The sequence below is a fragment of the Pseudomonas sp. GW460-LB5 genome (genome assembly GCF_059423245.1).
Map to the genome: position 1 here is coordinate 133,168 of NZ_JBWKXT010000007.1, position 12,794 is coordinate 145,961.

Below are 12,794 nucleotides of genomic sequence, written 5' to 3' on the forward strand. Positions count from 1 at the left end.
CCTAGCTTTCAGACGAAGGTGTACGAGCAGACCTTGTTGCCCGCCGGATCACGCAGGTAGGCCGCATAGGCACCCGGCAGGTGACCACGTGCGCCAGGCTGGCCCTCGTCGGTGCCGCCTGCGGCAAGGCCGGCGGCGTGGAAGGCATCCACTTCGGCGGGAGTGGCGGCAGCAAAGCCGATCGTCACGCCGTTGCTGGAAGGCGCTTCACCATTGCCCGGACGGGCGATGATGAAAGCCGGCTTTTCGCGACCGAAAAGCACCCATCCGTTGCCGAAAGGACCGAGGTTCTTGATGCCGAGAGCACCCAGAGCGGCGTCATAGAACGCGGCCGACTTCTGGACGTCGGCGGCGCCGATGAAGACGTGCGAGAAGATGCCGTCGCCGGAAATGACAGGATTGGACATGGTTAATTTCCTTGGTGGTTGGTTTTGAATGGAGAGTGGGCGATCAGTAGTGGATCACCGTGCGAATCGACTTGCCTTCATGCATCAGGTCGAAGGCGTGGTTGATCTCGTCGAGACCCATGGTGTGGGTGACGAACGGGGCGAGATCGATCTCGCCTTTCATTGCGTCTTCCACCATGCCCGGAAGTTGGGTACGCCCCTTGACCCCGCCGAAAGCAGAGCCCTTCCAGGTCCGGCCGGTGACCAACTGGAACGGACGGGTCGAGATTTCCTTGCCGGCACCGGCGACGCCGATGACGATCGACTGGCCCCAGCCACGGTGGGCAGCTTCCAGAGCCGAACGCATGACGTTGACGTTGCCGATGCACTCGAAGGTGTGATCGACACCCCAGCCGGTCATCTCGATCAGAACCTCGTGAATCGGCTTGTCGAAGTCCTTCGGGTTGAGGCATTCGGTCGCGCCGAAGGTACGAGCCAGCTCGAACTTCGCCGGATTGGTATCGATGGCGATGATGCGGCCCGCTTTGGCCTGGCGCGCACCCTGAATCGCAGCGAGACCGATGCCGCCGAGGCCGAAGATGGCCACCGAGTCGCCGGGCTGTACCTTGGCCGTGTTGTGCACGGCGCCGATGCCGGTGGTCACACCGCAGCCCAGCAGGCAGACGTGCTCGGGATTGGCGTCCGGGTTGATCTTGGCCAGCGAGACTTCGGCGACGACCGTGTATTCGCTGAAGGTCGAGCAACCCATGTAGTGGTAAAGCGGCTGACCGTTGTACGAGAAGCGAGTCGTACCATCGGGCATCAGCCCCTTACCCTGGGTTGCGCGAACCGCGACACACAGGTTGGTCTTGCCGGACTTGCAGAACAGGCACTCGCCGCACTCGGCGGTGTAGAGCGGAATGACGTGATCGCCAGGCTTCACGCTGGTCACACCTTCACCCACCTCCACGACGATACCCGCACCTTCATGACCCAGCACGACCGGGAAGAGACCTTCCGGATCGTCGCCCGACAGGGTGAAGGCGTCGGTATGGCAAACGCCGGTGTTCGTGATCTTGATGAGCACCTCGCCCTTGCGCGGCGGCTCGACGTCGATCTCGACGATTTCCAGCGGCTTTCCTGGCCCGAAGGCAACTGCTGCACGTGATTTCATGATGTCGCTTCCTTTACTAGCTAACTAAATTTGCCCTCACCGAGGGCACCCTGGTGCCTCTACCGCAGATAGGAGCGGACGATAGAGATGGTCTCGTCAATGGACTTGTTCTGCGAATCGCTCCTGATGTCACTACGGGGAAACTCTTCCCGCAGATAGCTCTCCAGAACGGTCGCCATCAATCCGTTGACTGCCCCACGAACGGCCGCAAGCTGCTGAAGAATTGCAGGGCATTCCGCACCTGCATCGAGCGCTTGCTCAAGAGTCGCGACCTGACCTTTGATGCGCCGGATGCGCGTCAGGGCTTGCTTCTTTTCTTCCGGGCTATGTGGCATCGAACACCTCTCAACTTGGGTACACCGCCGCATTATACAATACTCCCCCATAGTATATGCGGCCGAACTTCGCCACAAATTCTGTGCTCTTCGAGCACTCTTACAGGCTAGTACAGGTTTGTTCCCAAGAAGCGCAAAATATTCAAATCAATGAATATTTCTTGCATGTACCGACAGCATCGGGGCAAGTTCAAAACTGGTCAAACTGGAAAAATCTATGCGCAGATAGACATGATCTATCTAAGCCGACTCATCGAGCTGAAGCTATCAAGATGAGACCGGCTAGGCGACCTGACGACCCGAGTACCGAGCCTTCCGCAGTGCAGGCAACATCTGGCCGTCCCAGTCGCGATCGACGGCAACCTGGGCCTGTTCCTGGTTTCGTTCGAGCGCATCGACGTCAAGATCTGCGATTGCCCATGCCTGCGTGCCGCACGTCGTCGCGAGAATGCCGTCCTCAGGGAATCCGCGATCCATGGGTGCATAGATCGTGGCCTCGCCAGTATTCGTGTCCAGCGCCGGACTCCAGTCAGCAGCTCCGGTCGTCACGGCCTGCGCGATGAACATTCGGTTCTCCAGTGCCCGCGCCATGCAGCCCACACGGACCCGGGTTGCACCTGCTTGGGTGTCGGTACAGCTCGGAACCAGCAGCAGGCGCACTCCCGCCTCTCGCTGGGCTCGCACGGGCAATGGAAACTCACTGTCATAGCAAACAGCGATGCCGGCACGCACGCCTTTCAAATCGAACACCTTGAGTTCGTCGCCACCCTCGATGACGCCGGCGTCTTTCTCGAACCCCGTCAACTGCAATTTGTCTTGGTAGTCGCGTGTGCCGTCAGGCGCAAACCACCAAGCCCGGTTGCGGTAGCGGTCCAATCCAACCTGGGTCAAAAACGTACCGGCCTGAATGGTCATGCACAACTCGCGCGACAGGTCGGCATACAGTGCCAGCCACGCAGGCTGCAAGGCCTGCAGCGCGGCCAGAGAGGCGTTGAAATCATGGCGGATGCCAGGCTCGAACGTTGCAGCCAGTTCGAGGGATAGATACTCGGGCAACACGGCCAGTTCCGCCCCGCCACGGCGCGCCTCCTCCAGAGCCAGCCGCTGCCGCGCAGCAAATGCCTCGAAGTCCGCGGGCTGACCCACTGAGTATTTCGCAACTGCTACTTTCATTTCGCGTTCTCCAGGGAGTGCAGCCACATCGTGAGCGTCTGCTCGGTTTCGCTCGGCTCACCCACCTGCTTCCAGGGCAGCGTAACCTTCATGTCCGACTGCCGCACGTAGCCGCGACGGGTCCAGAAGGGGTCATTACTGCGGTAGTTGGAAGGACGCCGGAGATCGTCGTCTGCACGATCCACCGACGCGAACGATGCCCACTGCATGCCGCCCAACGAACGGGCATGCGCTTCGCGCTCGTCAAAGAAGCGATGGCCCAGGCCAAGGCCCCGGAAGGCCGGGAGCAGGACTGATTCGCCACAGTAAAACACTGCCTCCACCGGGATTCCTCGATCGGCGAACGGCACATGGAAGGCCGGCTCCGCATCGCCGAGCGGCAACCCCGTGGACGCACCCACGACCACATCATCAGCGAGCGCGAGTACCAGCAGGCTGTCTGCCGAACGGGCGTACATGGCGAGGTAGTGCTTCTCGTATTCGGTGTCGCCCTCGTATAGGTAAGGAAAGCTGCGGAAGACGCTCGCCCGCAGGCCTGCCACGGCATCGAACCATTCGGCAATGTCCGCGCCACGACGAACCAGCACCTGCACGTCGCTGGTCATTTCAGGCGTCCCCTCCAACCTGTGCGATCCAGTCGCCGAGGTTGTAGTAGTTGGTGACACGAGCGATCTTGCCATCGCGGATCTCGAAGAACGCGCCGCCCGGCAGCACGTAGCGCTGGCCCTGGGCTTCCGGCAGCCCGTCGTCCGTCACCTTGTATTCGCCATGCACCACGTACTCCGCGCCTGCACGCAGGCCGTCGGCGCTGACCATCACCACGATCCCGCGCAGTTGCTCGCCATAGCAGCGGTCCATGCGCTGCAGGAAGGCGCGGAAGGCTTCGCGACCGACCTCACGAGCGCCCTGGTTCAAGTCGTGCGCGACGTCATCGGTCAACATTGACAGCATGGCCTCGCGGTCGCCGCGGTTGAAGGCGTCGTAGTAGGCAGTGATGAGAGTCGCAGCGTTCATTCGCGTTCCTTGTTGGGTTGTTCGGAGCGGAGCATTCCGGGGTGTTGTCAGTCTGGGCAACCGCGCTCCCCTTGTATATGGAATTGTTGCGATTTTATAATTCCACAATCTGGAACAATTAACGAGCAGCGAAACCGGCCATGAGGCGTGCGTCATGAACAAGGAAATGGAACTACTGCGCATCTTTCGGGTGGCGGCCGAAAGCAGCAGTTTTCGCGATGCGGCCGTCCGGCTGGGGACTTCTCCGCAAGGTGTAACCCGTGCCATCCAGCAACTGGAGCAACACTACGGCGAGGTGTTGTTTCATCGAAGCACGCGCCAGGTGCGCATCACCGCCTTCGGCGAAGGGCTGCTAGACCAAGTGCGCCCCGCATTGGAGCGGTTCGAGGATCTGTGGCGACCGCCTGGCTCCGACCAGCAGGCCTCTCTGTCCGGTACGGTTCGCATCACCGCACCGCACAGCTTGGGCGCCAGAGCGGTGCTACCGGCACTGGAGCGCGTGGCCGCGCGTCATCCAGGCATCACGCTGGATGTGCGCCTGTCCGATCGCATCAGCAATACGGTTGACGAAGGGATTGACGTCGGGATCAGGGTCGGATTCATGCGCGATAGCCGCTTCGTCGCACGCAAGGCCGCCGACATGAGACTCCCCATCGTTGCCGCTCCGCGCCTGATCAAGAAAGTGGGCGTACCTGCAAACATCGATGCGCTAAGCAGCCTGCCAGTTACCGTGGCCTTGGATATCAATACCGGCCGTCCCTGGCCTTGGCACTTCAAGGCGGGACGCCAGTGGACACCTACCGCACCCACTCTCGTCGCCGACAATGCCGACATGGAAATGGGAGCGGCGCTGGCCGGGATCGCGTTCGCGCAACTGGCGGACTACATGGCCGCCCCCTACATTGCCAGCGGGAAGCTCGTGCGAGTGCTGGAGAACGAAGAACCTCCGGCATGGGGGTTGTACGTCTATCGGCCTCAGCGTGGCCCCATTCCGGGAAGGGTTCGAGCGGTATTTGATGAAATGCTGGTCGCCGTTGGATCGTTGCCAGCTTTGCGCTGACACGTCGCAAGACGCTGTAGGGCAAACACCTTGGAAAGCGGGGCACTGAGCCTCGGCGGCTCACCCCTCCGGTTGAATGATGAGCCGACCGTCTGCCCGCTTGCCCCAGGTGCAGATCGGTCGGCCATGCAACCCAATGCCGGCGAACGATTAGATGTAAATGAATTGCCGGTACAACCCATCCAACTGACGACGAATGTCTTCGACGCGCTGCTCGTCACCGGTATCGGTAAATTCGAGTAGCTGCTGTTCCTTGGCAGTGATCTGATCGCAAAGGTCGGACAAGTTCTCGCAGAAAGCCTCGGAATGAACGGTGGGCTCCTCCGTATTCGTCTCTTCCCCTGCTAGTTTTCGCACAGACGAGGCTGGAGAAATCCCATTTTCCTCGTTAAAGGCAATTTGAAGCTGCCTGCGCCTATTGGTCTCATCGATCGCCTGCTTCATCGCCGGCGTCACCGCGTCGGCGTACAAGATCGCCTTGCCGTTTTCATTCCGAGCGACTCGACCGATCATCTGAATGAGCGCATGGGCCGAACGCAAGAACCCTGCACGGTCTGCATCGAGAATGGCAACCAATGATGCCTCTGGAATATCCAGCCCTTCGCGCAAAAGACTAATCCCAATCAAAACATCGAACTCTCCTGCGCGCAGGCCATTGATGATCTCAACACGATCCTCCGCTTTTATGTCCGAATGCATGTAGCGCGCTCGAATCCCGTTGTCCGTCAAGAAATCCGTTAGCTCTTCTGCACTGACCTTCGTCAGCGTAGTCACAAGCACTCGATTCTTTCTCTTCACGCACTTCGATATTTCGGCAAGCAGGTCATCTATGTATCCATCCGCTTTCCGCACTTCAACCTTGGGGTCAAGCAGTCCCGTTGGCCTGATAACCTGTTCGACAACCCTGCCTTTCGACACCCTCAGCTCGTAGTCGCCCGGAGTAGCGGAAACAAAGATGGTCTGAGGCTTGACCTTCTCGAACTCGTCAAAGTTCAATGGCCGGTTGTTCTTCGATGAAGGCAAACGGAACCCGTAATCGATCAGCGTGTCCTTGCGCGCCTGATCCCCCCGGTACATTGCGGATATCTGTGGCACCATGACATGAGATTCATCGACGAACAGCAGCCCGTCTTTCGGCAAATAATCCAGCAACGTGATCGGAGGAGAAGCTGCGTCTCGGTCGCTGAAGTAGCAGGAATAATTCTCCATCCCCGAGCAATAGCCGACCTCGCGCATCATTTCCACGTCATGCGTGATCCGCTCGTACAGCCTGTTTGCCTCGACCAAGCGATTATTCCTGTTCAGCTCGGCAACCCGCTCTTCCATATCAGCGAGTATCTTTTTGGACGCGGAATCTATTTTGTTCGTGGGCGGTGCGAAAAGCGTTTTTGGCGAAACCAAATAATGGTCTATCTCTCCCAACGTCTTGCCGGTAACAGGGTCCATCCATTGGACAGACGCAACAGTGTCATCCAACAGTTCCACCCGAACCGCCCTGTACTCGGAATCAGCGGGGAAAATGTCAATCACATCACCTTGGACGCGGAACGTTGCACGCTTGAGAGTGCGCTCCGTGCGATCATATTGCAGCAAAGCCAAGCGACGAATTAGCTCTCTCTGGTTTAGTTTGACCCCAGGGGACAGAGCGATCTGTAGCGCTCGGTATGCATCTGGATCACCCAGGCCGTAGATTGAAGACACCGAAGCGACGACGATCACGTCACGACGCTCAATCAAGGATTTGGTCGTGGACAGGCGCAGGCGCTCAAGGTGGTCATTGATGGCCGAGTCCTTTGGAATGAAACGATCGGTGCCCGGCATATAGATTTCGGGCTGAAAATAATCGTAGTAGGAAACGAAGTACTCGACCGCGTTCTCAGGAAAGAAGTGCTTCATTTCACCATAAAGCTGCGCGGTCAACGTCTTGTTAGGAGCCAAGATCAACGTAGGCCGCTTCAGACGATGAATCACATTGGCCATGGTGAAGGTCTTACCTGAGCCGGTGATACCTTTCAGCGTCTGGTGCGTCGCACCGTCTTCTATGTCCGACAGCAGGCGCGCTATCGCCTCTGGCTGGTCCCCCGCCGGCGTATAGTTGGAGTGCAGAATAAACATACCGGTTGACATTAGATATCTCCTAATTGAGCTACTTCAATTTGTCCTGATGTATCGGCTATTTCAGAAGACCTATAGCAGTACCAAACTGGGGTGTAAATGACGGCGATCCTGCCGCGCCCCACCTGGGCGCAGGCGTCGCCAACATGATAGCCCAACACATGGGCGGGCTTCCCAGTGCATATCCGCCGATCGCCACGACGTCAGCCAACGGCCCGTCTGCCAATGCACCTAGAGCCACTCGCCTCGTTGAGCGCCGACATCGAGCCGTGGCGGGCGAGGTTGCTCTGTACGCCCAATGTGTGGCGCCGGCTCCCGCCGATACGCGCCTTTGTCTCTCTTAGCCCTCCAGACGAGGCGTTGGAAACGTGGAGCTACGTCGCCCCTCTAAAGATGCACGATCTCAACATTCGGCCATTTGCCTGCAAGGTACTCGGCCACTAGCCTCCGATGGCAGTGATGGGGCTTGTCTTCGCTGCAAAGCAGGCAACTGTTATCAATCTTTTCTTTATCGATTGACTCAATCCTTCGGGACGACATTAAATCCAGAAATTTCCTGGCGTAGATATCCCAATCTCCCCCTTTTATTTTATATTCCTCGAACATGTCTTTGGTTGGAGCAAGTGCTGGTAGATGTTCATATTCCATCCCACACAACGCCTCGGAAAAATATCGAAGATCCTCGCGTTTAGCGAAGCCGGCCAATTGCGAAACATTATTCAGGCGAACATCGACAAGGCGCTTGGCACCAGAAGCACTTAACTTGGTGAAGAAGGACCGCGCGGAGGTCTTAGTGAATCCAATCGTGAATATTTTCATCTGCCTTATTCCCCTCGTTCCTTCATCCATAAATGGCTGTTATTGAGCTACCGCCAGGCATGCCCGTCAATCGCAGCTAAGGAAACGCTGGGGGCATGGTGTACTAGCTGCGCCACAACGGCCATGGCAGGCTCCATTTTCTCGCCGCTTCAACGGCCACGACCCGAACAGTTCAAGAGCTTAGGGAAATTCTGAAGAAGACTTCCTGATTTTGGCAAAATACCCGGATTCCACCCGCTGAGTTTTCCGATGAAGCAGATGACCTTCGCCGACGCCGAGTACGCCAGCAAGCGCAAGCAGACCCGCAAAGAATTATTCCTGATCGAAATGGATCGGGTGGTTCCGTGGAAGGGGTTGATTGCCTTGATCGAACCCCATTACCCCAAGGGTGATGGTGGTCGTCCGGCCTATCCGCTGATGGCGATGCTGCGAGTGCATCTGATGCAGAACTGGTTCGGTTACAGCGATCCGGCGATGGAAGAGGCGCTGTACGAAACCACCATCCTGCGCCAGTTTGCTGGGCTGAGCCTGGAGCGCATCCCTGATGAAACCACTATCCTCAACTTCCGTCGCTTGCTGGAGAAACACGAGCTGGCCGCGGGCATCCTGGCCGTGATTAATGGCTACCTGGGCGACCGAGGGTTGTCGCTGCGCCAAGGCACGATTGTCGATGCCACGCTGATCAATGCGCCGAGTTCGACCAAGAACAAGGACGGTAAGCGCGACCCGGAGATGCATCAGACCAAAAAAGGCCAGCAGTACTACTTCGGTATGAAGGCCCATATCGGCGTGGACGTCGAGTCCGGCCTGGTGCACAGCGTGGTGGGCACGGCGGCCAACGTGGCGGATATCACCCAAGTCGACAAGCTGTTGCACGGTGAGGAAAACATGGTGGGAGCCGATGCGGGCTATACCGGTGTCGAAAAGCGTCCGGAGCATGATGGCCGGAAGGTTATTTGGCAGGTGGCGGCACGCCGCAGCACCTACAAGAAACTGGGCAAGCGCAGCGCTCTATACAAAGCCAAGCGCAAAATCGAGAAGGCCAAGGCGCAGGTTCGGGCCAAGGTCGAACACCCATTCAGAGTGATCAAGCGCCAGTTCGGTTATGTGAAGACGCGGTTCCGTGGCCTGGCGAAGAACACGGCGCAACTGGTGACACTGTTCGCGCTGTCGAATCTGTGGATGGCGCGCAGACATTTACTGACGAATGCGGGAGAGGTGCGCCTGTAATGCGGGGAATGGCTGCCGCGAGGTGCTTGCGGCGGCTAAAAACACAGAAATAAGCGGGTGATCTGATCGCTTTTGATCGATTTGCCGCTTTCAAAATCGGCGGAGGCTGAAGTTAGCCAGAAATACATGACTACTTCAGACCATCCTTAGCAAACAAGGCAAACAGTCGTTAAGCTGCACCAACATATAAGACGGATGGGTGTTTAACGACGTGTTTGCCTTGAAAGTACAACGGGCAATATCTAAGAATTAAATCGAGCGTTTAAACAAGTTTTTTGCACGCTTTAAATTAATTTAGAAACTGCTCACGCCGCAGGAATAGCGGCGGTGATGATCACTTCAAATTTAAGTCCTGGATTAGCCAGGCGCGCTTCGCCGCAGGCGCGTGCTGGGGTGTGTCCGGGGGCGACCCAGTTATCCCATACGCTGTTCATTTCGGCAAAGTCAGCGATATCAGCAAGCCAAATGATCGCTTGTAAGATGTGCTTTGAAGATGAACCTGCTTCTGCAAGCAGGCGATCTACTTCGGCCAGCGCTTCGCGAGTTTGTTCGGCAACACTGGCTCCTGGTGTACCGATCTGACCGGCCAAGTAGACAGTATTATTATGAATAACGATCTCGCTCATGCGAGTACCGATGTGTTTGCGTTGAACAGACATGTAATGCTTCCTTTAGTTAAATAATCGGCGATAACGAGCTGCAGAATAAGCATTTAGCCAGTCGGGGGCTTGCCCGCGAACGCAGGCACTCACGAGCTGGCCAGTGATGCCTGCAAGGGTGATACCTAAGTGCTGGTGACCGAATGCATGGATCACGCGTGGGTCTTTCCGGCTAGGGCCAATGACAGGTACGCAATCAGGCATCGTCGGCCTGAAGCCAAGCCAAGTACGTGCGACTGGTTTATCAGTGTCGACAATTTTACGAACACGCTCTTCGATATAACGAATACGTGCCGGGTTTAGAGGGTCGCGCAGCGCTGCTAGCTCTACAGTGCCTGCAGCGCGGAGTCGCCCGCCACTCAGCGGAGATAGATAAAAGCCATTCTCTACTGGGCACGTTGGGCGGGTGAAAAGTGGCTCATCAAGATCAAACTCAATGTGATAACCGCGCTCGGTTCCCAGTGGAATACGCTCGCCGAGTTGTGCGGTGAGTTGCGCTGACCACGCCCCTGCAGCAAGCACGACGCGATCCGCCAGCCACTGCTGACCGTCACTGCACTCAATAAATATGCCGTCGTCTCTGGATTGCAATTTAGAGACTTTCGTCTTGATTACGCTTCCATCATTAATGAGGGGCTCAGCGAGCGCTTGAATAAAACCTTGGACGTTTTGCAAATGGCAAGACTCGGGAAATAGAACCCCTCCGACAGTTTTGCCTGTCATCATGGGCTCAAGGCTTTCCAAGGCCCGAGGGTCGAGTACTTCCTGGGCGACGCCAAGCTCCCTGCGTAGTGTTATATCGGCTTGGGCCCCTTTGAATCCAGCGTCAGTCGTGTACGCATATAAGCAGCCATTATTGTTTATCATCGCCCGGGCTTTGGGTGCGTCTTCGAGCAGTGGCTCATACCCGGTATACGTCTGGCTAAGCAGGCGCGCTAGCGCCTCGGCATTTGTACGCGCACGCACGGGCGTGCACTGGCCAAGAAAGCGCAGCAACCATGGCATAAGCTCTGGTAGACGCGACCAGCGCACCACGAAAGGTGACTCCTGAGAGAATAAGAGTCGGGGCATTGCGCCCCATACGCCGGGTTGGGCAATGGGCGTGCAGGCATATTCGGCAAGTGTATTGGCATTGCCATAGGATGCCCCGCCTGCAATATCGTCTGGCTCTATTAATGTTACTTGGTGCCCATCTCGGCGCAGCCAAAGTGCAGAAGCCACACCGACGGCGCCCCCTCCGATGACCACAATCTCACTGCGTTGGATCTTATTCATTAGCTCTTCCACTAATCATTAGGTGCGCTGGTTGGTGTCTGACGTATTAAGCGAGCGATTACACCCAGAGCATGCTCAAGTTTTTCACGTGAGGGTGCCGCTGAAAGATTAATGCGAACGGCATTAGGTTCGCGCTCATGAGAGAGACTGAACGCGGAGCCGGGCAGGATGATGATGCCGTTGTCTAGGCAGGCTTGGCAAAACGCCTCGCCACTCCAATGATCGGGCAGTTGCAGCCATGCATGAGGTGCAGTCGCACTGCTATTGAACTTTAGCCCGGTGAGGTGCGTGCGAAGTAATGCTTGTCGTGCGCGCAGTTCCTCGCGCTGCACAATGACCAAGTCGCGGGCACGACCGCTTTCAATAAGGCATGTGGCAATTAGCGCGGACAGCGGAGAGATACTCCAGCAGTTCACTCTAATGCTATCAATAATGTCTACGATTAAGCTTGGTGGCGTCAGGATAAAACCAATTCGAAGGCCAGGCGCAATACATTTCGACATAGAGCTTACGTAGATAGTGTGCTCAGGATAACGGCAAACAAGGGGGCGTTGAGCCTCATCGGATATCGGCCGATACACGTCGTCTTCCAGCAGCAGCAGGTCATGCTTGCGGATGATCTTGAGCAGTTCGTCCCCGCGCTCCTCATCAAGCGTTACCGCGGTGGGGCAATGAATAGAGCTGACTATAAATACTAGGCGTGCCGAGTGCTCGGCACATGCTTGCTCAAGTGCTGAAGGGAGCATTCCTCTAGCGTCTGACCCAACCCCTACGATGTTGAGGCCGAGCGTACGGCACAATGAGGAGATACCTTGGTAAGTGACTTCATCGGCAAGTATGGTCTCACCTGGTTTGGTAATGGCACGTAGCACCAGAGATAGGCCGTGCTGTGCGCCTTCGCAGATTACGATCTGGGGTGCGCTGGCGCTTACGCCCATTGAGCGCAACCAAGATGCCGCTGCCTCTCGAGCCCACACAGGCCCCTCTGACAGATGGTAATCCTTCATAGAGCTAAACCGAGGATCACTGGGCAGCTCGGGGAGAATAGATGCCAACACGTGATTGTAAGCATCAGTCGCTGGGCGATTGATGCTGAGGTCGATCAGTCCTGCAATAGTTGTGGACGCCGGCTGAAACTGCGCCCCTCGTAGGCGAAGGTCGGGAGGCGGGGTGCAGACTACTGTGCCCCGGCCTGGGCGCGTATCTACAAGATTAGCCTCCTGCAGCATCGACATGGTGCGGGTAATCGTCGTGATGTTGACGTTGAGTCGGCTGGCAAGCTCCCTGTGCGGAGGGAGGCGTTCCCCAGGCCGGACTCGCCCTGAATTGATTGCACTAGATATAGCTTTGGCCAGCTGCACATACATGGGTTCAGTGCTGCTGCGCGAGTGATCAATTTCAGTAAGCAGTAGCTCAAAGATGCTCATAAATATCCTGTAGAGGATTATTCTGTTTCGTCTTGATTGTACCCCCCTAAGGATGCTCCGATCAACTTGTCGTGCAGCCGCGGCAAGTTGCAATTTTCCAGGCACCTACAGCGTCATTGGACGAAAA

At 57.0% G+C, this 12,794-nt stretch carries 13 protein-coding genes; 2 read left to right on the forward strand and 11 right to left on the reverse strand.

The window, feature by feature from the left end:
* Positions 1–8: 8 nt before the first annotated feature.
* The 6 genes from AC07XM_RS07250 to AC07XM_RS07275 form a co-directional block, all read right to left on the reverse strand.
* Positions 9–407 (reverse strand): VOC family protein, encoded by a 399-nt coding sequence (locus tag AC07XM_RS07250; RefSeq protein WP_023093414.1) that lies wholly within the window; start codon positions 405–407, stop codon positions 9–11.
* A 43-nt stretch (positions 408–450) separates the two neighbouring features.
* Positions 451–1,560 carry an S-(hydroxymethyl)glutathione dehydrogenase/class III alcohol dehydrogenase gene (locus AC07XM_RS07255; protein ID WP_011871467.1) on the reverse strand — a complete coding sequence of 370 codons (1,110 nt, stop codon included), beginning with the start codon at positions 1,558–1,560 and terminating at the stop codon, positions 451–453.
* Positions 1,561–1,619: 59 nt separating this feature from the next.
* Positions 1,620–1,895, reverse strand: coding sequence for a formaldehyde-responsive transcriptional repressor FrmR (gene frmR / locus AC07XM_RS07260; RefSeq protein WP_023093413.1), 276 nt, complete (start codon positions 1,893–1,895; stop codon positions 1,620–1,622).
* A gap of 282 nt (positions 1,896–2,177) precedes the next feature.
* On the reverse strand, positions 2,178–3,068 hold the full coding sequence (locus tag AC07XM_RS07265; RefSeq protein ID WP_023093412.1) for a carbon-nitrogen hydrolase family protein: 891 nt from the start codon (positions 3,066–3,068) through the stop codon (positions 2,178–2,180).
* Entirely contained in the window at positions 3,065–3,673 is a 609-nt protein-coding gene (locus AC07XM_RS07270) for a GNAT family N-acetyltransferase (RefSeq protein ID WP_023093411.1), read from the reverse strand. Before AC07XM_RS07270 ends, AC07XM_RS07265 begins: the two co-directional genes overlap by 4 nt.
* Before the next feature lies 1 nt (position 3,674).
* A complete protein-coding gene (locus AC07XM_RS07275; protein WP_017514126.1) occupies positions 3,675–4,082 on the reverse strand; it encodes a ketosteroid isomerase-related protein in 408 nt (135 codons plus the stop codon).
* Between the two features lie 154 nt (positions 4,083–4,236).
* Here AC07XM_RS07275 and AC07XM_RS07280 point away from each other — a divergent pair, with 154 nt between their 5' ends.
* Positions 4,237–5,142 carry a LysR family transcriptional regulator gene (locus AC07XM_RS07280; RefSeq protein WP_023093410.1) on the forward strand — a complete coding sequence of 302 codons (906 nt, stop codon included), beginning with the start codon at positions 4,237–4,239 and terminating at the stop codon, positions 5,140–5,142.
* Positions 5,143–5,292: 150 nt separating this feature from the next.
* Here AC07XM_RS07280 and uvrB read toward each other — a convergent pair whose 3' ends face one another.
* A complete protein-coding gene (gene uvrB, locus AC07XM_RS07285) occupies positions 5,293–7,269 on the reverse strand; it encodes an excinuclease ABC subunit UvrB (protein WP_023093409.1) in 1,977 nt (658 codons plus the stop codon).
* 375 nt (positions 7,270–7,644) lie between these two features.
* Complete coding sequence (locus tag AC07XM_RS07290) at positions 7,645–8,076, reverse strand: DUF488 domain-containing protein (protein WP_023628836.1); 432 nt, start codon at positions 8,074–8,076, stop codon at positions 7,645–7,647.
* A 249-nt stretch (positions 8,077–8,325) separates the two neighbouring features.
* Between AC07XM_RS07290 and AC07XM_RS07295 the strand changes: the two genes are divergently transcribed.
* Entirely contained in the window at positions 8,326–9,306 is a 981-nt protein-coding gene (locus AC07XM_RS07295) for an IS5 family transposase (protein WP_102688964.1), read from the forward strand.
* Positions 9,307–9,611: 305 nt separating this feature from the next.
* Here AC07XM_RS07295 and AC07XM_RS07300 read toward each other — a convergent pair whose 3' ends face one another.
* From AC07XM_RS07300 to AC07XM_RS07310, 3 genes are read right to left on the reverse strand one after another with little or no spacing between them, the layout of a single operon-like run.
* Positions 9,612–9,965, reverse strand: coding sequence for a RidA family protein (locus tag AC07XM_RS07300; protein WP_102688965.1), 354 nt, complete (start codon positions 9,963–9,965; stop codon positions 9,612–9,614).
* A gap of 12 nt (positions 9,966–9,977) precedes the next feature.
* The gene (locus AC07XM_RS07305; RefSeq protein ID WP_102688966.1) at positions 9,978–11,240 is read right to left on the reverse strand and encodes an NAD(P)/FAD-dependent oxidoreductase; all 1,263 of its coding nucleotides are present in this window, start codon (positions 11,238–11,240) and stop codon (positions 9,978–9,980) included.
* 11 nt (positions 11,241–11,251) lie between these two features.
* Positions 11,252–12,667, reverse strand: coding sequence for an aminotransferase-like domain-containing protein (locus AC07XM_RS07310; protein WP_102688967.1), 1,416 nt, complete (start codon positions 12,665–12,667; stop codon positions 11,252–11,254).
* Between the last annotated feature and the right edge of the window lie 127 nt (positions 12,668–12,794).